Source organism: Dankookia rubra (assembly GCF_004355005.1).
Lineage (GTDB): Bacteria > Pseudomonadota > Alphaproteobacteria > Acetobacterales > Acetobacteraceae > Paracraurococcus > Paracraurococcus ruber_A.
The window spans coordinates 88157-114687 of the sequence record NZ_SMSJ01000015.1; the positions used below are offsets into that span (position 1 = coordinate 88157).

Annotated in this window: 24 protein-coding genes and 2 pseudogenes; 12 read left to right on the top strand and 14 right to left on the bottom strand. The window is 71.2% G+C overall.

Annotated elements, in window-relative coordinates:
• Positions 1-24 precede the first annotated feature (24 nt).
• Both E2C06_RS13930 and E2C06_RS13935 read left to right on the top strand, forming a co-directional pair.
• Entirely contained in the window at positions 25-708 is a 684-nt protein-coding gene (locus E2C06_RS13930; protein WP_133289212.1) for a DUF1275 family protein, read from the top strand.
• Positions 709-797: 89 nt separating this feature from the next.
• On the top strand, positions 798-1877 hold the full coding sequence (locus E2C06_RS13935; protein ID WP_133289213.1) for a TRAP transporter substrate-binding protein: 1080 nt from the start codon (positions 798-800) through the stop codon (positions 1875-1877).
• Between the two features lie 83 nt (positions 1878-1960).
• On the opposite strand, the gene E2C06_RS13940 is transcribed toward E2C06_RS13935, so the two are convergent.
• The 3 genes from E2C06_RS13940 to E2C06_RS13950 all read right to left on the bottom strand — a co-directional run bounded on the left by E2C06_RS13940 (position 1961) and on the right by E2C06_RS13950 (position 5018).
• Positions 1961-2947, bottom strand: coding sequence for a Bug family tripartite tricarboxylate transporter substrate binding protein (locus E2C06_RS13940; protein WP_133289214.1), 987 nt, complete (start codon positions 2945-2947; stop codon positions 1961-1963).
• A gap of 128 nt (positions 2948-3075) precedes the next feature.
• Positions 3076-3819, bottom strand: a complete 744-nt coding sequence (locus E2C06_RS13945; protein WP_133289215.1) for an OBAP family protein — start codon at positions 3817-3819, stop codon at positions 3076-3078.
• 236 nt (positions 3820-4055) lie between these two features.
• Positions 4056-5018 carry a Bug family tripartite tricarboxylate transporter substrate binding protein gene (locus E2C06_RS13950; RefSeq protein WP_165982381.1) on the bottom strand — a complete coding sequence of 321 codons (963 nt, stop codon included), beginning with the start codon at positions 5016-5018 and terminating at the stop codon, positions 4056-4058.
• Between the two features lie 226 nt (positions 5019-5244).
• Between E2C06_RS13950 and E2C06_RS13955 the strand changes: the two genes are divergently transcribed.
• The 3 genes and pseudogenes from E2C06_RS13955 to E2C06_RS39370 form a co-directional block, all read left to right on the top strand.
• Positions 5245-6489, top strand: a complete 1245-nt coding sequence (locus E2C06_RS13955) for an ABC transporter substrate-binding protein (protein ID WP_133289217.1) — start codon at positions 5245-5247, stop codon at positions 6487-6489.
• A 380-nt stretch (positions 6490-6869) separates the two neighbouring features.
• The gene (locus tag E2C06_RS13960) at positions 6870-7754 is read left to right on the top strand and encodes an alpha/beta hydrolase (protein WP_165982382.1); all 885 of its coding nucleotides are present in this window, start codon (positions 6870-6872) and stop codon (positions 7752-7754) included.
• Positions 7755-7928: 174 nt separating this feature from the next.
• Positions 7929-8120 (top strand): annotated as a pseudogene (locus tag E2C06_RS39370) (integrase core domain-containing protein); the annotation flags it as partial.
• A gap of 175 nt (positions 8121-8295) precedes the next feature.
• Here the strand turns inward: E2C06_RS39370 and E2C06_RS13970 are convergent.
• Together E2C06_RS13970 and E2C06_RS13975 are read right to left on the bottom strand one after the other, a co-directional pair.
• A complete protein-coding gene (locus E2C06_RS13970) occupies positions 8296-9819 on the bottom strand; it encodes an acyl-CoA carboxylase subunit beta (protein WP_165982383.1) in 1524 nt (507 codons plus the stop codon).
• Between the two features lie 14 nt (positions 9820-9833).
• Positions 9834-10796, bottom strand: coding sequence for a Bug family tripartite tricarboxylate transporter substrate binding protein (locus tag E2C06_RS13975; protein WP_133289220.1), 963 nt, complete (start codon positions 10794-10796; stop codon positions 9834-9836).
• Positions 10797-11003: 207 nt separating this feature from the next.
• On the opposite strand from E2C06_RS13975, the gene E2C06_RS13980 reads away from it, so the two are divergent.
• From E2C06_RS13980 to E2C06_RS14010, 7 genes are read left to right on the top strand one after another with little or no spacing between them, the layout of a single operon-like run.
• The gene (locus tag E2C06_RS13980) at positions 11004-12602 is read left to right on the top strand and encodes an AMP-binding protein (RefSeq protein WP_133289221.1); all 1599 of its coding nucleotides are present in this window, start codon (positions 11004-11006) and stop codon (positions 12600-12602) included.
• A complete protein-coding gene (locus E2C06_RS13985) occupies positions 12599-13555 on the top strand; it encodes a Bug family tripartite tricarboxylate transporter substrate binding protein (protein WP_165982384.1) in 957 nt (318 codons plus the stop codon). The genes E2C06_RS13980 and E2C06_RS13985 overlap by 4 nt, the downstream gene beginning before the upstream one ends.
• Positions 13545-14225 carry a nitroreductase gene (locus E2C06_RS39375; protein WP_241671277.1) on the top strand — a complete coding sequence of 227 codons (681 nt, stop codon included), beginning with the start codon at positions 13545-13547 and terminating at the stop codon, positions 14223-14225. Before E2C06_RS13985 ends, E2C06_RS39375 begins: the two co-directional genes overlap by 11 nt.
• A gap of 13 nt (positions 14226-14238) precedes the next feature.
• Complete coding sequence (locus E2C06_RS39380; RefSeq protein WP_241671278.1) at positions 14239-14460, top strand: acetyl-CoA carboxylase biotin carboxyl carrier protein subunit; 222 nt, start codon at positions 14239-14241, stop codon at positions 14458-14460.
• Positions 14460-16085, top strand: coding sequence for an AMP-binding protein (locus E2C06_RS14000; protein WP_133289224.1), 1626 nt, complete (start codon positions 14460-14462; stop codon positions 16083-16085). The genes E2C06_RS39380 and E2C06_RS14000 overlap by 1 nt, the downstream gene beginning before the upstream one ends.
• Entirely contained in the window at positions 16082-16708 is a 627-nt protein-coding gene (locus tag E2C06_RS14005; protein ID WP_133289225.1) for a TetR/AcrR family transcriptional regulator, read from the top strand. The genes E2C06_RS14000 and E2C06_RS14005 overlap by 4 nt, the downstream gene beginning before the upstream one ends.
• A complete protein-coding gene (locus E2C06_RS14010; protein WP_165982385.1) occupies positions 16705-18243 on the top strand; it encodes an acyl-CoA carboxylase subunit beta in 1539 nt (512 codons plus the stop codon). The genes E2C06_RS14005 and E2C06_RS14010 overlap by 4 nt, the downstream gene beginning before the upstream one ends.
• A 9-nt stretch (positions 18244-18252) precedes the next feature.
• Here the strand turns inward: E2C06_RS14010 and E2C06_RS14015 are convergent, their stop codons facing one another.
• The 9 genes and pseudogenes from E2C06_RS14015 to E2C06_RS37570 form a co-directional block, all read right to left on the bottom strand.
• Complete coding sequence (locus tag E2C06_RS14015; RefSeq protein WP_165982386.1) at positions 18253-19071, bottom strand: Bug family tripartite tricarboxylate transporter substrate binding protein; 819 nt, start codon at positions 19069-19071, stop codon at positions 18253-18255.
• Between the two features lie 1083 nt (positions 19072-20154).
• The gene (locus E2C06_RS38735) at positions 20155-20298 is read right to left on the bottom strand and encodes a cupredoxin domain-containing protein (protein ID WP_206664541.1); all 144 of its coding nucleotides are present in this window, start codon (positions 20296-20298) and stop codon (positions 20155-20157) included.
• Positions 20274-20480 (bottom strand): cupredoxin domain-containing protein, encoded by a 207-nt coding sequence (locus tag E2C06_RS38740; RefSeq protein WP_206664542.1) that lies wholly within the window; start codon positions 20478-20480, stop codon positions 20274-20276. The genes E2C06_RS38735 and E2C06_RS38740 overlap by 25 nt, the downstream gene beginning before the upstream one ends.
• 23 nt (positions 20481-20503) lie before the next feature.
• Positions 20504-21268, bottom strand: a complete 765-nt coding sequence (locus tag E2C06_RS14025; protein ID WP_206664543.1) for a metallophosphoesterase family protein — start codon at positions 21266-21268, stop codon at positions 20504-20506.
• 208 nt (positions 21269-21476) lie between these two features.
• Entirely contained in the window at positions 21477-22736 is a 1260-nt protein-coding gene (locus E2C06_RS14030) for an AmpG family muropeptide MFS transporter (protein ID WP_133289229.1), read from the bottom strand.
• Between the two features lie 47 nt (positions 22737-22783).
• On the bottom strand, positions 22784-23614 hold the full coding sequence (locus E2C06_RS14035) for an ABC transporter permease (RefSeq protein ID WP_133289230.1): 831 nt from the start codon (positions 23612-23614) through the stop codon (positions 22784-22786).
• Positions 23611-24381 (bottom strand): ABC transporter ATP-binding protein, encoded by a 771-nt coding sequence (locus tag E2C06_RS14040; protein WP_133289231.1) that lies wholly within the window; start codon positions 24379-24381, stop codon positions 23611-23613. Before E2C06_RS14040 ends, E2C06_RS14035 begins: the two co-directional genes overlap by 4 nt.
• A gap of 60 nt (positions 24382-24441) precedes the next feature.
• Positions 24442-25599, bottom strand: a complete 1158-nt coding sequence (locus E2C06_RS14045; RefSeq protein WP_133289232.1) for a hypothetical protein — start codon at positions 25597-25599, stop codon at positions 24442-24444.
• Positions 25599-26531, bottom strand: a pseudogene (locus tag E2C06_RS37570) (hypothetical protein); the annotation flags it as partial. The gene E2C06_RS14045 and the pseudogene E2C06_RS37570, both read right to left, overlap by 1 nt.

Consider the following 26531-nt stretch of genomic DNA (forward strand, 5'->3'; position numbering starts at 1 on the left):
TCTCCCGGAAGGAGCGGCGGTGTAATGCGGATGCCGGGTGGGGAAAAGCCTGTCGTTCCGGTGCCGCCGCTCGCCGCCATCAACCCTTGGGCAGCCGTGCCCTTCGTGGCGCTCGCCGGCTGCGTCGATGCGATCGGCTGGCTGCGCTTCGACCAGCTTTTCGTCAGTTTCATCAGCGGCACCAGCACCATGCTGGGGATCGCCGCGGCCGAGGGACATGCCGGACGCGCCGCGGCGCTGGCGGCCGTGATCGGCCTGTTCGCCGGGGGCGCGCTGCTGGGGGCGGTGCTGGGCGCCGCCGCCGGCCGCTGGCGCAGCCCGGCGGTGCTCGGCCTGGTCGCGGCGCTGCTGACCGCCGCCCTGCTGGCGCCTCCGGCCGGCACCTGGGAATTGCCGCCGGCCGCCTGGGCCATGGTCCCGGCCATGGGCATGCTGAACACCGCCCTGCCCGGCGTCGGCGGCATCACCTTCGTCACCGGCGCGCTGTCACGGGCGATGGAGGGGCTGGTGCAGGCCCTGCTCGGCCGGGCCCGGCACGGCGCCTGGGCGCAGCAGGCCGCATGCTGGGCGGCGATGGCGACCGGCGCCCTGTCGGGCGCGCTGCTGCAGGGCGCCTGGGGCGATGCCGCGCTGGCGGTGCCGGCGACCGCGGCGCTGCTCGGCGCGCTGGTGCTGGGGGAGCGCACGGTCGCTGCCGCGGCTGCCTGAGCGCACGCGGACCCTTGCCGAAGCGCACCGGTCCCGGCAGGCTCCGCGGCAAGCGCCCGGCAGGGCGCGCCAGGGAGAATCCTCACCCGATGAACCGTCGTCATCTCGTCGCCGGCGCCGCCGGCGCCGCCGCCCTCGCCGCGCCGCTGCTTGCCTCGGCCCAGCCGAAGCTCCGCTGGCGCTGCCCGAACAGCTTCCCCCGCACGCTCGATACCCTCTACGGCGCGGCCGAGATCGTCGCCCGCCGGGTGCGGGAGATGTCGGACGGCGCCTTCGAGATCACCGTCTCCGGCCCCGGCGAGGTGGTGCCGGCGCTGCAGATCCTGGACGCGGTCGGCCAGGGCTCGGTCGAGTGCGGCTTCACCTCGGCGCTGTTCTACTTCGGCAAGGACCCGAGCTTCGCCTTCGGCTCGGCGCTGCCCTTCGGGCTGAACAGCCGGCAGAATTTCGCCTGGCTGAACTATGCGGGCGGGCGCGACCTGCTGAAGGACGTCTTCGCCGAGGCCAATATCTGGCAGATCCCGGCCGGCTGCACCGGGGCGCAGATGGGCGGCTGGGCGAAGAAGGAACTCCGCACGCTGGAGGACATGAAGGGGCTGAAATTCCGCATCGCCGGGCTCGGCGGCAGCGTGATGCAGAAGCTCGGCGTGGTGCCCCAGCAGATCGCCCCGTCCGACATCTACCCGGCGCTGGAGCGCGGGGTGATCGACGGCGCCGAATACATCGGCCCCTATGACGACGAGAAGCTGGGCTTCGGCCGGGTGGCGAAATTCTACTACTACCCCGGCTTCCAGGAGGCCGGGCCGAACACCGACTTCATGGTGAACCTGAAGGTCTGGGAAGCGCTGCCCAAGGCTTACCAGGGCATGCTGGAGACCGCCTGCGCCGAGGCCTACCACGCGACGGCCGCGAAATACGACGTGGCCAACCCGCCGGCGCTGCGCCGGCTGGTGGCGCAGGGCACCCAGCTGCGCGCCTATCCGCGGGAGATCATGCAGGCGCTCTACAGGGCGTCGCAGGAGCTCTATGCCGAGATCGGCGCGCAGAACGCGCGCTTCAAGAAGGTCCACGAGCACTGGGACCGCTTCCGGGTGGAGCAGGTGCAGTGGTTCCGCGTGGCGGAGGACAGCCTGGCGAATTTTCAGGCGGTGGCGACAGCGCCGAAGTAGGACGGCCGGCTGCCGCCGTGCGGCAATTGCCAGGCCCCCAGACGTGGGATGGGACCAGGGAGGACACCGCCGCCCTGGCCTTCTCAGTCGCCCTTCAGCCCGATCTCCCGCACCACCGCGCCCCAGCGCGCCCAGTCCTCGGCGATCGTCCGGGCATACTGCGCGCGGCCGCGGCCGACCGCATCGGCGCCGAAGCTGCTCACCCGCTCGACCACATCGGGCAGGTGCAGGATCGCGTCCACCTCGGCCGCCATGCGGTCGAGGATCGGCTCCGGCACCCCGCGCGGCGCCATCACGCCGCCCCAGAACAGCACCTCGTAGCCCGGCACCGTCGCGGCCACGGTCGGCACCGCCGGCATGGCGGCGGCGGGCTGCGCGCTGGTCACCGCGATCGGCCGGATGCTGCCGTTGGCCAGCAGGCCCTTGGTGGCGAAGAAGCTGTCATGCGCGACGTCGACATCGCCTCGCACCAGGGCGGTGAGGGACGGCTGGTTGCCGGTATAGGGCACCAGGGTGAAGTCGACGCCGGTGCGCTGGGTCAGCAGCGCCATGGCCAGGTGGTTGATGCCTCCGGTGCCGGGATGGGACACGGTGACCGGCCGCTGCCGCGCGAGGGCCAGCAGCTCCGGCAGCGTCCTCGCCGGGAAGTCGGGGCGGGAGACCATCAGCAGCGGCGAGGACTGCGCCATGGTCACCGCGGCGAAGTCGCGCACCGGGTCCAGCCCGCTGCCGCGGTTGACCATCAGCGTGATCAGCGTGGAGGTCGAGGCATAAAGGAAGCTGGTCCCGTCCGGCGCCGAGCGCGCGACGTTCTCGGCCGCGAGCAGGGTGCCGGCGCCGGGCCGGTTCTCGACCACGAAGGCGGTGCCGGGGATGCGTTCGCCGAGCTTGCCGGCGATGAGCCGCGCCATGATGTCGTTGGCGCCGCCGGCGGCGAAGCCGACGACGATGCGGACCTGCCGCCCCGGCCAGGCCTGCGCGGCCGCCGGCCGGAGGCCGGCCGTGGCCAGCAGCGCCGGCGCCCCCAGCAGCGCCCCGCGCCGCCCGATGAGATGTCCGATCCGCGGCACGCCGTCCTCCCCAGCCTTGTTGCTTGGGCGTCAGGCTAGAGCAGATCGCAGGAGGGTGCGAAGGCCCGGACGCGTGAATCTGCTCTCCCGACGACGGGGGGTGATGGGTCGTGTCGCCGCGCCATCACCTACCGCGCCGCCTCGACCCCCGGGATCGGCTGGGTCGGCCGGCCGAAACGGCCGCGCAGCAGGTCGACCCCGTGCTGCGGATGCGCCAGCGGGCGCAGGTCCTCCCGCGCCCGGCGGCGTTCGGCGGTGTCGATGCCCATGCGGCGGTCGCGCGCCTCGACCAGGCCGGGCTTCGCCTCGCCTTCCCGGTTGAAGGACCAGGCGAGGTGCGGCGGGCCGAGCGGCAGGCTGTCCGCCGCGGTGTCCCAGACATGCCAGGTCTTGCCGTAGCTGTTCATCTTGCCGGCCATCAGCGCGTGCTCGGCCGCTGCCGGGATGCCGGGCGCGACCAGCTGGCCGGAAAGGATCTCGGCGTTGTGCGGGTGCCAGTATTGCCTCTCCTGCGGCGGCAGGGTGGCGAAGAGCCGCTCGGCGATGATGAACTCGATGCCCGTCAGGTTGGCGTTGCGCGTGTTGCCGTCGAACAGCGCGCATTGCATCAGGTCCTCGTTCACCACGTGGCAGAAGTGGTGCGCCTCCATCTGCTGCTCCGGGTGGTCGCGCATCGGGTGGAAGCCGACGAGATAGACGTCGAGGTTCGTGACCGGCGCGTCCCGCTGCAGGGCCGAGGCAGCGGTGGCCAGCGCACTGGTGCGCGCCGTCTCGGGCGCACCGGGCGGCTGGGTTGCCGGCCCGCTGGCGCCGGAGCCGGTGCAGCCGGCCAGGGCGAGGAGCAGGGCGGGAACGAGGTGACGGCGGGGCATCGGCAGGGCATCTCCGGCATGGCGTTCCCCGGGCAACGGCCTGCCGAGGCGGCGGGTTGCGCGGCGCCGGCCCGCGATCGTCCCGGGGCGACACGCGCGGGAGGGGAATCGGCGGCGCGGCATCGGTCTAGGCCAAGGCGTCGATCCGACCTCGGTCAAGTGTCGCGTGAACCCTTCGCCGGGCCTGCGCCTTGGTTACTGCATGCGACCGGTCCCTGGCCTACCTCGCCGCACCGCTATTCGACGCGGATCTTCCCGGCACGGGCGATGGCACTGAAATCCGACTTTTCCGCGCGGATGAACTCCAGCGTCTCCGCCGGGGTCGTGATGCGGGGTAAGGCGCCAAGGTCGCGGAAACGGGCGACGGTGGGTGCCTCCTGCAAGGCGCGGTTGATCACCTCGTTCAAACGCTGAATCGCCTCGGGCGGAGTGCCTTTCGGTGCCATGAAGGCATACCAGGCAACCCATTCCCGCTCATCGAGGCCGGTTTCCAACACCGTCGGCACCTCCGGCAACCGCTCCGTCCTATCGCGCGAGGTGACCGCGAGCGCGCGCAACCGACCACCTGCAACGTGACCGGAGCTGGCGCCCAGGCTGTCAAGGACGATCGGCACCTCGCCCGCGATAACCGCCAGCAGCGATTGCGGCGTGCTGCGATAGGGCACCGCCGGCAGGTCCAGCCGGTGGCGTCGCTTGAAATCCTCCATCACCAGGTGCGGGATGCTGCCCGAGGCCGGCAGGGCGTAGCGCCAGATCCCCGGTTCCGCCTGCACGCGGGCGACCATGTCCGGCAGGCTGCGGAAAGGCGTGGCGGGGTTCACCAGCCAGACCAGCGGCGAGGTTACCGCGACGGCGATGGATGCCAGGTCCTCCACCGGGTCGAGAGGCATGTTGGGATAGACACTCGTCCCTATGGAGATGGCACCGACATGGGCGAACATGAAGGTGTAACCATCGGGCGGGCTGCGCTGCAGTTCCTGCATGCCGATCGTGCCGTTGGCGCCCGGCTTGTTGTCCACCACCACCGGTTGCCCGAGCAGCTCCGACAGCCGCGGCGCCAGGATGCGGGCATAGACCTCGTAGCCGCCGGGGGCGCTCGGCACGATGCAGCGGAGGGCGCGGCTGGGCCAGGGTCGGGTCTGGGCGGCGGCCGGAAATGCGGCGAGCAGCCCGAGCGCCGTGCGACGCGGCAGGTGCATGGGTGTTTCCTCTCCCGTGTTCCGCCGATCGAAGCAGGAATGCCGAAGAGAGGGAACCGCCCGCACTGCGCGGACGAATGCACCCTGTCGGCTGCAAGTCGGCCACTGCACTGGATCGACAATCCTTGACCCCGAGCTGCGAGGCCTCGGGTTCTGGCTTGTCCCAGCCGGCCAACCACCCCTACGATTTCGCATCCGAGCCACAACAGCACCGGAGGAAACCACCATGGCCCTTACCAGGCGCCGCGCCCTCGGCACGTCCATCGGCGCTATGGCGAGCGGCGGCATCACCCGGACCTGGGCGCAGACCGGCGGCAGCGGGGCGCGGCCGAAGCTGAAGCTCGGCATCATCACCGACCTTGCCGGCCCCTATGCCGATCTGAACCGCCCATCCATGGCCTGCGCTCAGCAGGCGCTTGAGGATTTTGACGTCGCCGGCCGCGGCTGGGACGTGGAGATCCTGCTGGGCCAGCACTTCGACAAAGCCGACAACGCCGTCACCATCGCTCGGCAATGGTTCGACCGGGAAGGCGTCGACGCCCTGTTGGACGTGAATACCTCCGCCACCTCGCTCGCCGTTGCGGCCGTGGCGCGGGAGAAGAACAAGCCCCTGCTCCTTTCTGGTCCCGGCACGACGGAGCTGACGGGACGACAGTGCTCGCCCAACCACATCCATTGGACCTGGGACACCTACATGCTGGCGCGTTCCAGTGGTGCAGCCGTCGTGCAGCGCGGTGGAGCGAGCTGGTACTTCGTGGCCGCCGACTACTCCTTCGGCCAGCAGCTGGTGAAGGATGCTTCCTCCGTGGTCGAGGCGACCGGTGGCAAGGTGCTGGGCAGCACCTTCTACCCGTTCCCCACCACCACCGACTTCTCCTCCATGCTGGTCCGCGCCAAATCGTCCGGCGCGAAGGTACTCGCGCTCGGCAATGCCGGGGCCGACCTGCAGAACTGCATCAAGCAGGCGCAAGAATTCGGCCTTAACCGCAGTATGACCATCGTCAGCCTGCTGACCTACGACACGGACGTGCGCGTACTGGGACTTGAGGTTGCTCAGAACCTCATCACCACCCAGGCCTACTACTGGGATCTCAATGACCGCACCCGTGCCTTCAACGCCCGGGTCAAGCCGAAATCGCCGGAGCTCTGGCCGAACATGGCCAATGCCGGCATCTACGCGCAGACCCTGCACTACCTGAAGGCCGTGGCCGACATGGGCGTGCCGGCTGCCAGGGCCGACGGCGCGGCGGTGATCGCGCGGATGAAGGCCATGCCGACGGATGACGACTGCTTCGGCCCCGGCCGGATCCGCGAAGACGGCCGCAAGCTGCACCCGGCCCATCTGATGCAGGTGAAGACGCCGGCCGAAAGCCGGGAGCGGCACGACGTGTTGAAGCTGCTGGCGACCGTGCCGCCCGACCAAGCCTTCCGTCCGCTGAGCGAGGGCGGCTGCCCCTTCATCAAGGCCTGACAAACGTCGCAGAGATGGTGCGAGCTGAAGGTTGCGAGGCACCGGCCGTGCCAACCCGCTACATGGAGCGGCTGCTTGCCGGCCGCGGTGTTATGTTGCGCTGCCACGGGCGGCAGGGCTGATAGCACGCGGCTCGGGAGAACTGCGGCCTCGACCGGGCTGATGCCCAGCACCTCGGGCCGGCTTGCCCGACCGCGAATGGCGTTGAAAGACATGGGGCAAACCGCATCAAAAGCATTTGCATAGCCAGAACGGCTCGCCGCGGGCTTCGTTAGTCCCGAGCTCAGTGTTGCCGCGAGCCCGCGCTGGCACACTGGCCGGCAAGCCGTCCGCTCTGGCCACGGCTGCTGCATATGCCCGCGGGCAGGAGGCCCGCCCGCGTGCCGTCCGATGCATTTTCCGCCCTCGGCCCCCGCTCGCTGCTGGATGGCATGCTGGCCCTCGCCTTGGTCGCTGCCGTGCTCTGGCTATGCGCCGTGGCGGCCGTTTGGGGCCGGCAGGAGAAGCTGATCTTTCGACCGGATGCGCGCCCACTCGGCGAGATTCCCGCAGAACTCGCCGCAGTTCGGTTCAGGCGGGCTCGCGTTTGGACCCGCGACGGGCTTGAACTCGCCTTCTGGGCAGCCGAACCGCTGCTTGGCATGCCCACTCTGGTGCTGTTTCACGGCAATGCCGGCAATGCGGCCGACCGTGCTCCGGCTCTCGCGCCTTTCGCGGCCGCCGGCTACGGCGTGGTCCTGGCGGAGTACCGCGGCTATGCCGGCAATCCAGGCTGTCCATCCGAGACAGGCTTTCTCCGGGATGCGCGGGCCTACCTCGGATGGGTCGCTTCGACCTGGCAGGAGCCGTCACCGATCCTGTGTGGCGAAAGCATCGGCTCAGGCGTCGCGGTGCGGATGGCCATGGAGCAGTCGGTGCGTGCGATCATGCTGGATGCACCATACACGTCGGTCGCCGATCTGGCTGCCGCGATGTACCGTTGGCTGCCCGCACGCGCCCTGCTGCGTCACCCCTTCGACACCCTGTCCTGTCTGCCCCTGGTTCGAGCGCCGCTGCTCGTGGTGCATGGCGAGGCGGATCCGCTCATCCCGCCCGAGCACGGGCGACGGGTTGCTGCCGCAGCGGGCGGCCCGGCCGAGTTCGTGTTGCTGCCTGGCATCGGCCATCCCGTACTGGGCAATGATCCTGCCGGACATGGCGCCGCCGCCGTGCGTAGCTTCCTGACGCGGCTCGCTCGGGCGACGGATGCGGCGGCTGGAACTTGAACAGGAGGTGGCGAAGAGCGCAATCATGTCCTGCCGGTCTCCCCGCGGCAATACCGCGACATGAAGGACCGCAATGCGGCGCCCGCGACCACGCAGTTGCGCGCCGGGGGGAGTCCGATCCACCTCGGCGAGGTCCGCCGCGGTGTCGCCCAGGTCGCGGATGAGATCGGCAAACTTGAGGCCTTCAACAACCGGCTGCGGGCGGAGTGCCTCAATGCCTCCTGGTTCCTGTCGCTGGCTGATCCCCATGACAGGTTGGAAGCATGGCGCGGGGAGTACAACGACGAACGGCCGCATGGGTCACTGCGGAACCTGACCCCACGGGCGTTCGCCGATCAGGCTGAACAAGCCAGACGAGTTGCGTAGCCCTCCGGACCAGAGCAGGACCAGGACCACGGCAATGGCCCGCGAAAACTCCACCCGGATCACTCGATGGGGACTGGTCACCGGCCAGCCCTGCTCATGGACCGTTGACGAACTCGGCCTGAGTTGGCTTGGTTGCCCGCGGGCGTGATGGCGGGCTTCGGATGGCTCCTGCGGTTCAGCACGGGTCGATCAGCCGTTTGCGGCCGGTGCGGTGCGGCGCTGTCGGCAAACCACGCAACACCCTGCCGAGGATGCCGCGCGTATCGGCCGGATCGACCACATCGTCGTAGGCGAAACGTCCCGCGACCTCAAGGGCCGTGTTGTAGGCGCGCAGCTCTGCGGTGCGCTCGCGGTGCACCCCGGCGCGCTCCGTTGGATCCTCGATCGCCTCCAGTTCCTGCCGGTGGATAATGCTTGCCGCGCCTTCCAGTCCCATGCCGCCGAACTCGGCAGTGGGCCAGGCCAGAAGGATGCTCGGGTGCAGCGGACGGGAGCCCATGATGTAGTAGCCAAGACCATAGGCCTTGCGCAGCACCACCGTCAGAATTGGCACCGTCGCGTTGGCCAGCGCGGTCAGCAGCCGAGCGCTGCGGCGGACCAGGTTGGTCCTCTCCACCTCCGGTCCGACCATCAGCCCGGGCGTGTCGCACAGCACCAGCAGGGGGATGTCGAAAGCGTCGCAGATCTGCACGAAGCGCGCCGCCTTCTCCGCTGCCGGTCCGTCGATCGCACCGGCGAGGAACATCGGCTGGTTGGCGATGACGCCGATCGCACGGCCCTCGATCCGCGCCAGCGCCGTGACCATGGCACGGCCGAAGCCCGCTTTCAGTTCCAGCACGCTGCCGCGGTCGGCGATACCGGCGATGACCTTGCGCACGTCATAGGCTCGGCGCGGGTTCTCCGGCACCAGGTCACGCAACGCAGCGCCATCCGGTGCCTCACCTGCCTCCGTAGCGGGCCCAAAGAAGGCAAGGTAGCGCCGTGCCGTCTCGATCGCTGCCGCCTCGTCCTCCACCAGCACGTCGACGGCGCCGGAGGCGACGTGCACCGCGGCGGGCCCGATCTCCTCCGGCGTCAGCTTCAGCCCCAGCGCGGCTTCGACCAGCGGCGGGCCGGCCATGCCCATGCAGCCATCCTTGGTCATGATCAGCAGATCGCACATGCCGGCCAGGTTGGCATGGCCCGCGAAGGCACGGCCGGGGACGATGCCGATGGTCGGCACCAGGCCGGACAGCCGCGCGAAGGTCACGAAGGTCGAAGACGCGCCACGACCCTCCACCCTCATGTCATGCGGCCGCGCCCCGCCGCCATCCAGCCAGCAGATCACCGGCAACCGGTGCTGCTCGGCATGCGCCAGCATGCGGCTGATCTTGGCGTGGTTGTTGGCACTCTGCGTGCCGGCATAGACGGTGTAGTCATAGCCGACGACATCTGCGGCACGGCCGCCCACCTGGGCATGGCCCATGACCATACCATCGGCGGCACCGGCCATGCCGGGCAGTGCCGGCCGCACCAACCCGCCATATTCGACGAAGCTGCCGGGATCGGCGAGCGCTGCCACAGCTTCCCGCACCGTCCAGCGGCCGCGCTTGCGCTGCCGCGCCACCGCCTCCGGCCGTGCCGGATCCAGTAGCGCAGCGCGGGCATCGAGCACCGCCTGCAGCGTAGCGCGCGGTGCACCCTGGTCTGCGTCCGCCATGCTGTCCTGCCTTTTCATTGTGCCCGTATATTCGCGGCGCGGATCACCTCGCGGAAAGTCGCGCGATTCTGCTCCATCAGCCGGTTCAGCCCGGCAGAATCCGCGAAGCTCGGCACCAGCCCGTTTTCCATCAGCTTGTCCCGCACGTGCGGATCCTCCACCGCCCGGCGCAACGCCGCTTCCCATTGCCCCACCACGTTCGCCGGCATGCCGCGCGGGGCACAGAGGCCGAACCAGGCATAGGTCTCGAAGCCCGGCACGTCGCGGGAGATCAGCGGCGTCTCAGGGAAGAAGGTTTGAGCCAGCGGGTCGCCGAGGCCGATCAGCTTCAGCCCGCCATTGCGGATCTGCCCGATCGTGTCGCCCAGATTGGTGACGGTGAAGCCGATCCGCCCGCTGACCAGGTCGAGCAGCGCGGGCTGCGAGCCGCGATAGGACACATGGATCATGTCCGTGCCCGTCTTCTGCTTCAGCAGTTCTCCCGCCAAGTGCTGGACCGAGCCGACGCCGGGCGAGGCGTAGCTGATCTGTCCGGGACGCCGACGTGCGTCCTTGACGATGTCGCGCACGCCTTCCCAGGGGCTGTTCGGTGCGACGACCAGCCCGAAGGTGGTGCGCGCCATCATGCCGATCCCCATCAGGTCCTTTGCCGGGTTCACCGGCAGCCTGGTATCTGGCAACTCGGTGATGATGGTCATGTTGCCGGTCGTGCAGAACAGCACAGTGTGGCCATCCGGCGGGCTGGTCGCCGCAGCCTCTGCCGCGACCATGCCGTTCGCGCCGGTGCGGTTTTCCACTATCACCCGCTGGCCGAGCATGGGCGACACCGTATCCGCCAGCAATCGCGCCGCGATGTCGCCCGACCCGGCAGGGGCGAAGCCGTAGAGCATGCGCACCGGCCGGTCGGGGAATTCCGCCCGGGCGGTGCCGGCGGCCAGCAGCACCAATGCCGCGGCCACACGCAGGAAGCCTCGCATGCGCTTTCCTCCCTTGTCCGCCTTCGGACGGGCTTCTCGTTCCGCCGCATCCTGCCGCCCCGTGGCGATGGCGCCAAGAGATACTTGCTATCCGACCAGCAAAATGCCTAGGCTCGGGGCAAGGCGGCCGCGGCAAGCGGACCGTGCGGGAGGAGTGCAGCGCCATGCTGGCCCGACGAATTGCCTGAAATCCGGCTCGACCGCCGCATGCCGCCGCTCGACCGTTGCGTGCTCCGCCCGCTGCTGGACCGTCATGTGCGGGAGCGACCGGACAAGGACTGCGTGACATTCGAGAACGGCCCCAGATGGACCTACCGGGCGCTGCGCGACCGCGTCGCCGCCGTGGCGGCAGGACTGCAGCGCCAGGGCGTGCGTCAGGGCGACCATGTCCTGGTCTGGTTGCCGAACGGGCCGGAGGCACTGCTGGTCTGGTTCGCCGCCAACTGGCTCGGCGCGGTGCAGGTGCCGCTGAACATCAGCTATCGCGGCCGCATCCTGGAACATGTGCTGAGCATCGCCGACGCCGCCCTGATGGTGGCCGATGCTGGCCTGCTGGACCGGCTGCGGGACGTGGCACTGCCGGACACGCTGCGCCGCATCGCCGTGGTCGGCGGGGCACCGCGACTGGTTGCCGGCCTCGAGGTGATCGACGCCGCCGCGATCCTGCAGGCAGAGGGCGAGCCAGAACCACCCGAGCGCCCGATCCTGCCCTGGGACACCCAGAGCATGATCTACACCTCCGGCACCACCGGCCCGTCGAAGGGGGTGCTCTGTTCCTACATGCACTACACCAGCAGCGGCATGGCCTTCCCCTTCGTGCGGGAAGGCGACTGCGGCTTGGTGACGCTGCCGCTGTTCCACATGGGCGGCACGGGGTCGGTCTACCGCTACCTGCTGCGCGGCGCTTCCATCGTCATCGCGGAATCATTCCGTACTCAAACATTCTGGGAGGTGGTCCGGCGCCACCGCATCACCTGCGCCTCGCTGCTCGGCGCCATGACCTCCTTCCTGGTGAAGGCGCCGCCAACGCCGCAGGACCGCGACCATACGCTGCGCGCCCTGACCATCGTGCCGCTGACCGAGGAAGCGGCGGTCTTCCGCGAGCGCTTCGGCGTCGAGGTCTGGACCACCTTCAACATGACGGAGATCGCCTGCGCCATATTCAGCGAGGTCAACCCGACCCGCATCGGCGGTTGCGGCCGGCCGCGCCCCGGCATCACCGCCCGCATCGTCGACGAGAACGACTGCGAGGTGCCGGTCGGCACGGTGGGCGAATTGGCGCTGCGCAGCGACATACCCTGGTCCATGAATCACGGCTATCACCGCAACCCGGAGGCGACCGCCCGCGCCTGGCGCAATGGCTGGTTCCATACCGGCGACGCCTTCCGCCGCGACGAGGCCGGTGAGTTCTTCTTCGTCGACCGCATGAAGGACGCGATCCGCCGACGCGGCGAGAACATCTCCTCCTTCGAGGTCGAGGCGGAGATCTGCGCTTACCCTTTGGTGCGGGAAGCCGCGGTGGTGGCGGTGCCGAGCGAGTTCGCCGAGGACGAGGTACTGGCGGTAGTGGCGCCGATCCCGGGCGCGCAGATCGACCCCGTCGCGCTGATCGAATTCCTCGCGCCGCGCCTGCCGCATTTCATGGTGCCTCGCTACCTCCGCATCCTGCCGGAACTGCCGAAGACTCTGACCGCGAAGGTGGAAAAGCATCTGCTGCGGGCCGAGGGGCTTGGCCCCGACACATGGGACCGCGACAAGGCCGGCATCCGGTTGCGGCGGGAGCGCCTAGGCGGGGAGACCGGATGATGCGCGCGCTGCTGCTGTTCCTGATGCTGCTGAGCGGCGCCGCGCAGGCGCAGGACTTTCCCGCGCGGCCGCCGCGCCTGGTCGCCGGCTTCGCCGCCGGTGGCACGCTCGACATCGTCGCGCGGTTGATGGCGGAGGCCATGTCACCGCTGTTGGGCCAGCGCGTGGTGGTGGAGAACCGGCCGGGCGCCAACGGCTTGATCGCCGCCGAAGGGGTGGCGCGCGGCCCGGCCGACGGCTACGCCCTGCTGGTCTGTCCGATGGGTACCATGACCATCAGCCCGCAGTTGCCCGGCGCCGCGCTGCCGATCGATCCGCCCAAGGATCTGGTTCCGGTCGCGACCATGATTGCCGCGCAGCACGCGATGGTGGTGGCGGGCAACGCGCCCTGGCACAGCGTGGCAGAGCTCGTCGCCGCCGCGCGCGCCGGGCCGGGCACGGTCAGCTACGCCACCGCCGGCGCCGGATCCGGTCAGCAACTGTCCGGGGCCTGGCTGGCGCGGCTGACCGGGACGGAGATGACGCCGGTGCCCTATCGCGGCATGGCGCCGGCGATGCCCGACATCATCGCCGGCCGCACCGGCTTCGCCATCACCAATATCGGCGATGTCGCCGGTCAGGTCGCCAGCGGCGAGTTGCGCCTGCTGGCGGTGGCGAGTGCCGGCGGCTCGCCGCTCTATCCCCGGGCGCCGTTGCTGGGCGAGATCGTGCCGGGCTTCGAGGTCAGCGGCTGGATCGGCCTTTGCGGCCCACGCGGCCTGCCCGAGCCGGTGGTCGCCCGTTGGGCCGCGGCGGTGGCCCAGGCGCTGGAAGACCCGACCATCCTCGCCCGCCTGCGCGACGGCGGCATGACGCCGCGCTACGAGGATGCCGCCGGCCTCGCCCGCACCATGGCGGCCGACCGCGCCAAATGGGGCAAGGTGATCCGGGAGGCGAATATCCGTGCCGAGTGAGGCCGAGACGTTGGAGGCGCTGCTGCGCCGGCGCTTCAGCTGCCGCGGCTTCCGGCCGGAGCCGGTGCCGCGCCGCGTGATCACCCGCATCCTGGAGATGGCGCAGCGCACCGCGTCCTGGACCAACAGCCAACCCTGGCAGATCGAGATCCTCGGCGGCGCGGCGCTGGAACGATTCCGCGCGGCGCTGCATGCCCACGCCGCCTGCGGCGCCGAGCCGACGCCGGACATCCCATTCCCGCGCGAGTACCGCGGCGTCTACCGCGACCGCCGGCGGGAAACCGGCTTTGGCCTCTATGCCAGGCTCGGCATCGCCCGCGACGACATGGCGGGCCGCACCCGCCAGGCGCTGGAGAATTTCCGCCTGTTCGGCGCGCCGCATCTGGCGCTGGTCACCACGGAGGAGGCGCTGGGCACCTACGGCGCCGTCGACTGCGGCGGCTGGGTGGCCAATTTCATGCTGGCGGCAGAATCGCTCGGCGTCGCCAGCATTGCCCAGGCGGCGATCGCCGCGCATGCCGGCTTCGTCCGCGCGCAGCTCGGCCTGCCAGCGGATCGCCAGCTGGTCTGCGGCATCGCCTTCGGCTTCGCCGATCCCGACCACCCCGCCAACGCTTTCCGCACCGGCCGCGCCGGGCTGGACCAGGCCGTTACCTGGCACGACGACTAGAGAGGAGCCGACCTTGGCAGCGATCCGCGTGAATTCCGAGATGGCCGGCAGCATCTGGAAGCTGCTGGTCGCGGTGGGCGACGAGGTGGCGGAAGGCGCCGACCTCCTGCTCCTGGAATCGATGAAGATGGAAATCCCCGTGGCTGCGCCGAGATCCGGCAAGGTCGCCGAGATCCGCGTGGAGGAAGGCGAGACGGTGGCGGAGGGCCAGTGCCTGCTGGTCCTGGCCGGCTGATGCCGGACGCCAGGCTGCCCGCGCCGGAGGATTGCGTGGTCCGCGCGCTGGTCGACCGCCGCGCCGCGGCGACGCCGGACCGGCCCTACGCGCTGTTCGACGTCGACGGCACGACCTGGACCTATGCCGAGCTCGCCCGCTGGACGCGGCGCTTCGCCGCCGGCTTCCAACGATTGGGGGTGAAGCAGGGCGACTTCGTGCCGTGCTGGCTGCCGAACGGGCCGCATGCCCTGGCCGCCTGGTTCGGACTGAACTACCTCGGCGCCGTTTATATGCCGGTGAACACCGCCTATCGCGGGGCGCTGCTGCAGCATGTTGTGGCGCTGTCGGGCGCCAGGCTGATGGTCGCCGATTCAAGGCTCCTGCCGAGGCTGGCGGAGATCGACACGGCGAAGCTGCGGCAGGTGGTGGCGGTCGGCGAATCGCCGCCGCCTATCGCCGGGCTGGAGCTGCTGGCGGAGGCAGCGCTAACCGGGGCGGGCGAGGAGTCCACGCCGCCGCCGCTGCCGATCAATCCCTGGGACACACAGGCGGCCATCCTCACCTCGGGCACCACTGGCCCGTCCAAGGCCGTGCTGTGTTCCTACGCGCAATGGTGGGCGGCCGCGAAAGGGCATACCTATCTCGATGCCGACGACCGGCAGATGGTAACCTTGCCGCTGTTCCATGTCGGCGGCACCTCGCCCTGCTTCAACGCGCTGGTGCGCGGCGGCTCCGTCGCCATCGTCGGCGCCTTCGACACCGCCAGCTTCTGGGACAGCGTGCGACGCACCGGCACCACGGCGATGACGGTGCTCGGCACCATGGCGTCCTTCCTCGCCAGCCAACCGGCCTCGCCGCGCGACCGCGATCACCCCCTGCGGAAATGCGTCATCATCCCGCTGAACCAGGCAGCGCTGGACTTCGGCCGCCGCTTCGGCGTCGACTGGTACAGCACCTACAACATGACTGAGCTGTCCTGCCCGATCTTCACCGAGCGCAACCCCAGGACGCCCGGCACCTGCGGCCGGCCGCGCCCGGGCTACCAAGCACGCGTGGTGGACGCGAACGACTGCGAGCTGCTAGCCGGCGAGGTGGGGGAGCTGGTGCTGCGGAGCGACATGCCCTGGGCGCTGAACCACGGCTACCACGGCAACCCGGACGCCACCGCGCGGGCCTGGCGCAACGGGTGGTTCCATACCGGCGACGCCTTCCGCCGCGATGCGGCGGGCGAGTTCTTCTTCGTCGACCGCATCAAGGACGCCATTCGCCGCCGCGGCGAGAATGTCTCCTCCTTCGAGGTGGAGCGCGAGATCGCGGCCCACCCCGATATCCGCGAGGCAGCGGTGGTGCCGGTCCCGGGCGAGCATGGCGAGGACGAGATACTGGCCGTCGTCTCCTGCGTGCCAGGGCGCCGCGTCGCCCCCACCGAGCTGATCGAGTTCCTCCGCCCGCGGCTGGCGCATTTCATGGTCCCGCGCTTCATCCGCTTCGTCGATGGCCTGCCGATGACGCCGACCCAGAAAGTGCAGAAGCACCTGCTGCGTGAGCAGGGCCTGACGCCGGATACCTGGGACCGGGAGGCCGCCGGCATCCGCATCCGCCGCGACAGGCTGGATGCCGCCCCGCTTGGCGCGCCGCAATGAACGCGCCGCTGCGCCGCACCCAGCTCGCCCGCCGCACCGCCTCCGATGGACGGCTGCTCGCGGCGGCGCTGCGCCTGGTTGCCCGCGGCGGCTCGGCCGGGACCAGCCTTGCCTCGATCGGGCTGGAAGCCGGCTTCAGCCGCGGCCTTCCGGCGGAGCGCTTCGGCAGCAAGGCCGCTCTGCTGCTGGCGCTGATCGACGCCATGGAGGCCTGGGCGGAGGACAATGTCTTCGCCGGGATGCCGGCGGAAAGCGGCCTGGACGGGCTTCTCGCGCGGGTCGAGGCGCATTTCCGCGGCTGCATGGATGGGCCCGAGGCGGTCGGCGCGCTTTACATCCTGTCGATGGAATCGCTGACCGTGGTACCCGAATTGCGCCCGCGCCTTGCCGCCTATTTCCAGGGCTATCGCCGCGCATTCGAGCACCATATCCGCAGCGGCCAGGCGAAGGGCGAGATCCGCGCGGAACTTGACCCGGCAGTCGAGGCCACCGTCGTGCTCGGCATGATCCGCGGCCTGGTGACGCAATGGCTGCTCGACCGCGAGTCAATCGACCTGCAGCGGGCGACCCGCGCGGCCCTGGAGGCCTGCCGCAGGTCGCTGCGGGCGGAGCCGCCGCGATGACCGCGGTGGAAGCAGCGCGCGCCTCGCTGCAGGACGCCGCGCGCGAGGCCGCCCTCGCCCGCCAGCGCGACCGGGGCAAGCTGACCGCGCGCGAACGCGTCGCCGCGTTGCTGGACGCCGGCAGCTTCCTTGAGGTCGGCGGCTTCGCCACCGCCGAGCCGGACGGCGAGGCGGGGCGCCGCCAGTCGCCGGCCGATGGCGTCGTCACCGGCACCGGCCGGATCGAAGGCCGCGCGGCGGTGGTGGTGGCGCAGGATTTCAGCGTGGCGGGCGGCAGCATCGGCCGGCTGGGCACGGCGAAGACGGTTCATGCGGTCGAGACGGCCGTCGCCCGCGGCCTGCCGCTGGTCATGCTGCTGGATGGCGGCGGCCACCGCATCCAGGACGGCCAGGATGCGCGCAGCTTCGCCCATGCCAGCCCGCTGATCCGGACGCTGGCGCGCGCCTCCGGCTGGGTCCCGCTGGTCTCGCTGATGCTCGGCCCCGGCTTCGCCGGCCCAACCAACTTTGCCGGCCTGTCCGACCTGGTGGTCATGGTACGCGGCATCTCCGCCATGGGCATGGCGGGACCCGCGCTGGTCAAGGCCGCGACCGGGGAGGACATCGACCAGGACGCGCTGGGCGGCGCCGACGCCCAGGCGCATGCGCATGGCCTGGCCGATCTCGCGGTCGAGGACGAGGCCGCGGCCTTCGAGACAGCACGGCGCTTCCTGTCCTACCTGCCGGCCAGTGCGCGGGCGCCGCAGGCTGTTCGGCCCTGCGTGGACCCCGCCGACCGGCGCGACGAGGCCTTGCTGCACCTCGTGCCCGAAGACCGCCGCCGCGGCTTCGATGTCCGCCTGGCCATTGCCGGCATCGCCGATCGCAACAGCGTCTTCGAACTGAAGCCGCGCTACGCCGCCAATATGGTGACCGCGCTGGCGCGACTGGACGGGCGCCCGGTCGGCATCCTCGCCAACCAGTCGCTGCGGCTGGGCGGCATCATCGATGCCGCGGCGGCGGAGAAGGGCGCGCGCTTCATCGCCTTTTGCGATGCCTACAGCATCCCGCTCGTGTCCCTCATCGATGTGCCCGGCTTCCTGATCGGCTCCGGCGCCGAACGCAGCGGGCTCGGCCGGCGCAGCGCCAAGCTGCCTTTCGAATGGGCGCATGCAACGGTGCCGCGTATCTCAGTGGTGCTGCGCAAGGGTTACGGGCTTGGCTATATTGCCATGGCCGGCGGCCGCAGCATGCAAGCGGATGCGGCTTTCGCCTGGCCGAATGCCGAGATCTGCGCCATGTCGATCGAGGGATCGGTCGATGTCGCCTATCGCCGCGACTATGCGGCGGCGCCCGACCCGGCAGCGCGGCGGCAGGAACTGATCGACGGTATCCGCGCCCGCACCGGTGCGCTGCGTGCGGCGGAAGGCTTCGGCCTAGATGACGTGATCGACCCGCGCGACACCCGCGCCCGAATTATCGAGGTGCTTCGGCAGGCCGAGGGCCGCGAGCATGGCGGGATGCCGCCGAAGAAGCGCGCCATCCCGCCGATCTGAGGGATGCTGTTAGTTCAGCGTGATGCCCCGGCTGCGGATCAGCCGTCCGTAGGTATCGAGGTCGCGCCCGATCAGAGCGGCGAACTCCTCGCGCGTCGTCGGCTCCACCTGCATGTCGGCCATGGCGCGCGCCTGCACCGCCTCGCTGCGGATGGCCGGCGTCAGCACCTCGCTCAGCCGCTGCAGCATTGGCTCCGGCGTGCCGACCGGTGCGACCATGCCGTGCCAATAGCGCCAGACGAAGCCTGATACGCCCTGCTCGACAAAGGTCGGGATGCCGGGCGCAGCCGCCAGGCGTTCCGGCGTCGAGATCGCCAGGACTCTGAAGGTGCCGCTGTCCAGATGCGGCAGCAACGTGGCGAGCGAGCCCGCGAAGAGCGGTACGCGCCCTGCCAGTAGCTCCGTCACGATCGGCTGCTCGCCGCGGAAGGGCAGGTGCACGAGTTCCACGCCCATCTCGCTCTGGAACATCTCCATCATCAGATGCGGGCTCGTGGCAATGCCAGCCGTGGCATAGGCCAGGCCGCGCTGCGTCCGCAGCGTGGCGACGGTGCCGCGCAGGTCGCCGCCGGGCAGCGTTCTCGCCGCGGCCAGGACCAAGGGCCCACGATAGGTAACGCTGAGCGGCGCGAAGTCCTCCGGACGGTAGGGCAGGGACGGATAAATATGCGGGTTTATGGTGAGGATGCTGGAGGTCAGCCAACCCAGCGTCAGCCCGTCCTTCGGCGCCCGCGCCACAGCCTCTGCTGCAATCAACCCACCAGCGCCGGGCCGGTTATCGAAGACGACCGGTACGCCGAGCGCAAGCCGCATCTGCTCCGCTACCATGCGCGCAAGGACCTCAGTCGGTGCGCCGCCGCCGAATGGGTAAATCAAGCGGATCGGTCGGTCGGGCCAAGCCTGGGCGCGTGCGGCGCGCGGACCGGGCAGTGCTGGTGCCAGAAGTGCAGACAAGGCCCGCCGACCAAAGCCATTTTTTGACGCTTCGATCATCGCGTCCTCCACTCCTTGCGGCCGCGGCGTTGCGTTGGCGGGATGCGTTCTTCTGCCGCACGGCGGCTCTCACGCTACAGCAGGTGGGGCGACCTCGAAGCGAGGTTCACGGTCGCCGGCTGGATCCTGACCTCCGCTCCCCCGCACCTGGTGACTGTGACTCTGGCGGCTCCCTGCCATTGCGGCAAGCCTCTTCCAATCCGCGGCCGGCGGGGCTTGTCGCGGGTCATCCAATACTCGGGCCCTGACGCCGCCATAGGTCCGACAAGGCACTTTGCCGAACGAAAAGGATGTCCAGGGAACCCTGCTATCATCACCACCGACCGTCCGCCCGGGGCTGCGGCCTCAGCGACCCACGCGAGCCGGTTCGCAGGTCGGTCTGGGATTGGATCGGCCGCATCGGGTCGGCCAGGCCTCAAGGCGCTTGCAACAGGCGCCGACCGCGAACCCGTTCATCAGCCTTCCTGCCAGCGTCGGGCGAAATCGGCCGGTTCCTCGGCGCTGCGGTCGGAAGCGGCCCAGAAGGTCGTGCCGCCCCGGCTCCAGCGCACCGAGTTGTAGCCGCGGCGGCTGCCCGCGCCCGGGGAGCGGTCGAAGCGGCCGCCATCCGGCCAGACAAACAGGCCGATGACATGCTGCCGGCGCTGGTAGACCAGGGCGGCGGCCGGCCGGCCGGCAAGGTAGTCGGGCCGCCCCCGGCGAGCGGGAGCCCCGCCTCCTTCAGGTCCTTCACCGGCGGCGCATCGTCGAGCCGGCCATCGAACCAGGGCTTCATGGTATGCTGGTCGGTGGAGGCTCCGTCCGTCGTCGCGGCATCCTCGATCGTCCAGGCGAGGGCATAGGTGCCGAGCAGCAGCGCAACGGTCGCCCAGTGCATCGTCCGCATCGGGGCGGAAAAGCCAGGATTGCCGCCGGCACTCATCGCACCACCACCATGCCCTGCATGTGCGGATGCAGGGAGCAGAAGCAGCGATAGGTGCCGGGCTGCAGGAAAACGAAGGCGAAGCTGTCGCCGGTGTCGAGCGGCGGCGAGCGGATCAGGCGCGGCGCGTCGCTTCCCATGACCGTGTGCGGGATGTCGTCCCGATGATCCAGGTGACGCAGCTGCCCGTCGATATCGTGAGTTCCGCGGGCGCGAAGGCGAAGTTGTCGATGGTGACCAGCGCCTCGCCGGCGGCACGCGCGCCGGTCACAGCCAGGCTGGAGGCGCCACCAAGGACGGCGAGGAGGATGCGTCGTTGCATTTCGGCTCTCCGCGATGCCGGCGTCAGGCGCCGAGCGGGGTGTCGGCGATGGCCAGGCCTGCGCGTCCCTCGACGCGGGCGATCCGCGTCACGCCGAGGGTCGCGCGCAACCGCCCGGCGGGCAGGTCGCGGATCGGCCCAGGCGACGGGGCAGTCCCCAGCGCCGGCTGCGGGAAGGCGGTGTGGAAGGCCAGGTTGCCCTCCACCTTTTGCATGACTTGGTGGATATGCCCGTTCAGTACCGTCACCGGGTCGAAGCGACGCAGGAAACCCAGGGCCTGGGCGCCGTCATCGGTGCCCCAGCCCCATTCCGCGCTGACCAGCCAGAGCGGCACATGGGCAAAGACCACGATCGGCTGGCTCGCCGCGCGGCCGGCCGGGTCGCGCTCCAGCCAGGCCAGTTGCTCGGCGCCGAGGTTGCCGAGACCACCCGCCTTGAGGTCCTGCACGTTGTTGAGGCCGATGAAACGCGCGCCCTGCTGGCCGAAGCTGTACCAGCCGCGCGGCGCGCCCGGGGTGAAGCGCTGGAAGAACTCGGCACGGTCATCGATGAGCACGTCGTGCTCGCCCGGGACGTGATGCGCGTCGAGCCCGACCTCGCGGATGATCTGCTGCGCGGTGTCGACCTGCGCAGGCTTTGGAAGCTGGCTGACGTCGCCGGTGTGCAGTATCAGCGCGGCACCTTGCCGCTTCTGCACGGCGACGAGGCCGATCGCCTCGCGCAGCGTGCCGGGCGTGTCGGTGTTCGGCGCGGCGGCGCAGCGGATACGGCAGTCGCTGATCTGCACGAAGCCGACGACCCAATTCGTTGCTAGGACGTGACCACGAACGGCTGCCGGAAACAGGGGAAGCCATGATCCAGGCAGCCATGTCGCAAATGATGCTCCGGCGCATCGCCGCTTGATGGTCATTCCCACATGGTCAGTCAGGAAAAAGCCCAGGGGCCGGACGCCGACGGCGTCGACCGGGAGAATACCGTCTCCCCGGCCCTGCTTCCTACCGCCGCTCCGCAGGCAGCCGCCACAACAGGTAGAGCATGATCCCCATGGCTGGCAGCGCCGCCGCCGTGGTCAGCAGGAAGAAGCCCGGCCAGCCCAGCGCCTCGGCCAGCCAGCCGGAACTGGCGCCGAGCGTCCGCAGCGGGAAGGCCGCCAGCGAGGACAGCAACGCATATTGCGTCGCGGTGAAGCTGCGGCTGGTCAGCGCCGAGAGCCAGGTGAGGAAGGCGGCGTCCGCCAGCCCGTCGGTGAAGTTCTCCACCCCGACCTGGGCCCAGAGCATCGGCATGGAATGCCCGGCATTCGCCAGGGCCACGTACATCAGGTTCGACAGCATCTGGCCCAGGCCGGTCGCGACCAGCGCCCGCCTGACGCCGATCAGCCCGACCAGCCAGCTGCCGGCCAGCGCGCCGCCGAGCGTGGCGAACATCCCGAAGACGGTGGCGACCGTCGCCACGTCGTCCCGCGTGAAGCCGAGCGAGCGGTAAAAGGGCGTGGTCATGATGCCGGCCAGCGCCTCGCCCAGCTTGAACAGGGCGATGAAGAGCAGGATGCCGAGCCAGAGCGGCCGGCGGGTGAAGTCGAGAAAGGGGTCCAGCACCGAGGCGCGCAGCCGCGCCCGCCAGCCCGCCGCGGCGCGGACGACGCGCGCCGGCTCCGGCCCCAGCAGGGTCGCGGCGAGGCCGGGCAGGATCAGCGCCGCGCCGTAGAGGTAGGCGCCGGACCAGCCGAAGGGCCCGGCCAGCAGCAGGGTCCCGGCGCCGCTGGCCAGCAGCGCCATGCGATAGCCCCAGACATAGGCGGCAAGGCCGTAGGCCTGCGCGGCGTCGTCCTCGCCCAGCACCTCGATGCGGTAGGCATCGACAACGATGTCCTGGCTGGCCGAGAGGAAGGCCACCAGCGAGGCCAGCAGCGCCGTCGTCATCGGGTCGATGCGCGGATGGGTCAGCCCGACCGCGGCGATGCTGACGACCAGCGCGAGCTGGATGGTCAGCAGCCAGCCGCGGCGCTGCCCCAGCACCGGCGGCCGCAGCGCATCCAGCGCCGGCGACCAGAGGAACTTGTAGGCATAGGCCAGGCCGATCAGCGCGGTCAGGCCGATGGCCGAGAGCGACAGGTCGCTCTCGGCGAACCATTGCCGCAGCACCTGCCCGGCGACCAGCGGCAGCGGCACGCCGGCGGAGAAGCCGAGCACGAGCATGAGGAGGAAGCGCCGGTCCCGCCAGCGGGAGGCGGGAGCGGATGCGGGATCGGCCATGCCCGCCCGCTACCAGACGGCGAGGCGAATCGCCACCGCCTTCGCGTCTATTCGCCGATGTTCAGCAGCGCCCCGCGCACCCGCGCATCCTCGAACTGCCGCATGAAGACCCCGGCCATCACCACCATCCAGAAGGCATCCAGTGCGAAGGCGGCGCCGAGATGCCCCCAGGCGATGGTGCCGTCCAGCAGCGCCGCCCGCATGCCCTCGAAGACATGCGCCGAGGGCAGGGAGTACGCCACCGGGTGCAGCCAGGCCGGCAGGACCGAGACCGGGTAGAACACCGCCGAGAAGGGCGTCAGCCCGAACAGCACGGACCAGGCCAAAGCCTCCGCCCCGGCGCCGTAGCGGAGGATGAGCGAGGTGACGCCGAGTGCCACGGCCCAGCCCATCACCAGCAGCGCGGCGAAGAAGGCGACCACCACAGGGCCCATCGAGAAGAGCCCGAAATGGTAGAGCAGCCAGGCCAGCAGCACCGCGGGGGAGACGCCGATCAGCACCCGGATTACGCTCATCGCCATCAGCCCGGCGACCAGCTCCCGCGGCCTGAGCGGGCTGACGAAGACATGGCCGAGGTTGCGCGACCAGATCTCCTCGAGGAAGGAGATCGAGAAGCCCATCTGGCTCCGCAACGTCACTTCCCAGAGCAGGACGCCGCCCAGCAGCATCCCGGCGGCGATGCCGGCGGTGTCGTTCTGCACGCCCGCGAGATAGGCGGTGACGAAGCCCCAGACGACCATCTGCAGGATCGGCCAGTACATCAGCTCCAGCAGCCGCGGCCAGGACCGACGGAACAGCGCTAGGTGCCGGTAGACCAGGCCCCAGACGCGGCGGAGCGCGGCCGCCGCGGCGGAACGGCGCGACGTGTCACCGGTCATGCCGGGATCTCCTCGCGCCCCCGGCCCCGGGCGATGTCGAGGAAGACCTCCTCCAGGTCGTCGCGGCCGTATCGCGCCAGCAGGTCCGCCGGGCTGCCCTGGTCCACCACCCTTCCCTGCTTCATCATCAGCACGTGGCCGCAGAGCCGCTCGACCTCGGCCATGTTGTGGCTGGCCAGCAGGATCGCGCAGCCGCTCTCGGCCCGGTAGCGCTCCAGCCAGGACCGCACCCAGTCGCCGGTGTCGGGGTCGAGGCTCGCGGTCGGCTCGTCCAGCAGCAGCAGCGCAGGGCGGTTGATCAGCGCTTTGGCCAGCGCGACGCGGGTCTTCTGCCCGGCCGAGAGCTGCCCGGCCGGCCGGTCCAGCAGGTCGGTCAGCTGCAATTGCGCCGCCAGTTCGGCGATCCGCCGCCCGGCCTGCGGCACGTCATACAGGTGCGCATAGACCCGGAGGTTCTCCGCCACCGAGATCCGCGACGGCAGGGCGATGTAGGGGGAGGAGAAGTTCATCCGCGCCAGCGCGGCGAAGCGGTCGCGCGCCATGTCGTGGCCGAGGCAGGCGATCCGCCCGCCGCTCGGCACCAGCAGCCCCAGCAGCATGGCGATGGTGGTGGTCTTGCCCGCCCCGTTGCCGCCCAGGAGCCCCCAGGTGGCGCCGCGCGGCATGCGGAAGGACAGGCCCTCCACCGCCGCCGCCGTGCCGCCGGGGTAGCGCTTGGTCAGCCCCTCGGCGAGGATCGCGGGCGTCGCATCGGCGTCTCTGTCCATCGGCCGCCATATGCGGGCGGAGCGGCGCCGCGCCAAGCGGCAATCGGCGGCGGGTCCGGGTCAGCGCGGCCGCAGCAGCCTTCCCTCGAAGAGCGCCACCCCCGCCTCCCAGCCCCAGCCGATGGCGGCCGCGCGGTCGGCGCCGGTCAGCACCACCCGTCCCTGCGGCAGCGCCGGCCCCAGCGCGGCGAGGTCCGGCGACCAGGGCAGCCGCAGCAGGTCCACCCCCATCCGGTCCGGCGGGCAGGCGGCCAGCAGCTCCGGCCCCGGCAGGTCCAGCGCCAGCCGGTAGCCGCGGGCCCGGGCGAAGTCGCGGGCGAAGGCGAAATCCTCCGGCGCCGCCAGCGCATCCTCGGCCGGCAGCGCCAGCACCGTCGCCGCCCGCGTCGCCACGTCCAGCAGCGCGTCGAGCCGGAGGAACTCCGCCTCCGCCAGGCTCGCCGCCGACAGGACCAGGCCGAGCGGCCCGCGCCGCCGCGCTTCCTCCGGCCGGGACAGCTCGGCCAGCAGGCGGCGGTCGAGCAGCCGGCGCAGCCGGCGCGCCAGCCAGGGCGCCGCGCCGGGGTCGAGCGCCGGCGCCGTCTCCGCCCGCAGTTCCGGCCAGGCGAGCCGCCATTCATCCCATTCCAGGGCAGGCCCCTCGCCGCCCCGCTCCAGCCGGCAGACCGGGTGGCGGCGCAGGAAGCGGGCCAGGCCGGCACCGCGCAACGCGGCTTCCAGCGCCGCCAGGTCGCCCGGCCCGAAGCCCGCGCCGGGCGCCGGGCGCGGCCTTGGTGCCGGCGGCGGCCCGAGCGAATCCTCGACCGCCGCCAGCAGCGCCGCGGCATCCCGCGGCAGGTCCAGCACGGCATGCAGCGGCGCCTCCGCCGCCTCCTCGCCGAGCAGGATGGCCAGCACCGCCTCGGCCTCCCGCAGGTGGCGGCCGCCGGGCGGGGTGACCGCGACCAGGTCGCCGTTCGGCAGCTCGAACAACCGGCTGCGGACCGGGCGGAGCGCGGGCTCCAGCGCCTCCCGCAACAGGCGGCGGTGGTGGCCGCGGCGCAGCCGCGGGGCAAGGCGCGAAAGCCGCAGATGCAACGCCTGGCGCGGCACCTCGGCCGCCACCGCCTCCCGCACCATCTGGGCCAGGGCCAGGGCATCGGCCGCCGCCGGCTGGCCCTCGGCCAGGGCGGCGAGGCCGAAGGGCACGGGGCCGAGGGGGGTGGTTGCGGGCCGCATCAGGCCCGGCGGGCCAGCAGCAGCCCGGCCGACCGGGCGAAATCCCGCGCCGCGGCGTTCTCGGCCCCGACCAGCAGCAGCCGGGCGGGGTCGATGGCGGCCAGCCGGGCGGCCAGGGGGCCGGGTGCCGCCAGGGCCGGCGACCAGCGCAGCAGCAGCAGGTCGGCGGGCAGGTGCCGGGGCTCGAGCAGGCCGAGCGTCGCCGCCTCCAGGCCATCCATTGCCAGGGACCAGCGGCGCTCGGCCAAGCGGCGGCGGAGCTCCGGGAAGCCGGGATCGGCGGCCAGCGCCAGGGGCAGCACGGCATGCGCGCCGGGCGCCGCGGCCGGGCCTGGCAGGCGGTCCCGCGCCACCGGGATCAGCCGCAGCCCGGGCAGGTCGCGCGCCCAGGCGCCGAGCCCGGGCAACAGCCGCGCCGCCATCCGCTCCGACGCATGCGCCAACAGGTCGGGATCCGCGGCCATCGGGCCGAGCGCGGCGGCGATCGCCGCCTCGTCCAGCCGCAGCCGCATGCCGCGCGGCGCGCCGTCCCGCGCGGCGACCAGCGGTTCGGCCCGCAGTGCCGCCTCGGCCGGGACCGCGTCCAGCGCCTGGTGCAGCCCGGCCGGCGACGGCGGGCCGGGCGGCGCCGGAGCCGGCGCCGGTGCCGGGTGGTTGGCGGCGGCCCAGGCCAGCACCGCATCGGCATCGCCCGGCAGGTGCCAGACCGGCAGCGGCCGCGCATCGCCCGCCAGCCCGCCGAGCGCTGCCGCCGCCCGGCGCGCGACGCTCGGCGAGCCGCCGAGCAGCAGGCTGCCGCCACCGGCCGAGCGCAGCAGGCTGCCGCCGCCGGTTGCTGCGGCGTCCAGCAGGATGGCTTCGGCCATCCGCCAGCGTGCCCCCCCCGCGCCGGGGCCGAAGCGGTCGCGCGGCGGCAGCAGCAGCGCCGCCCG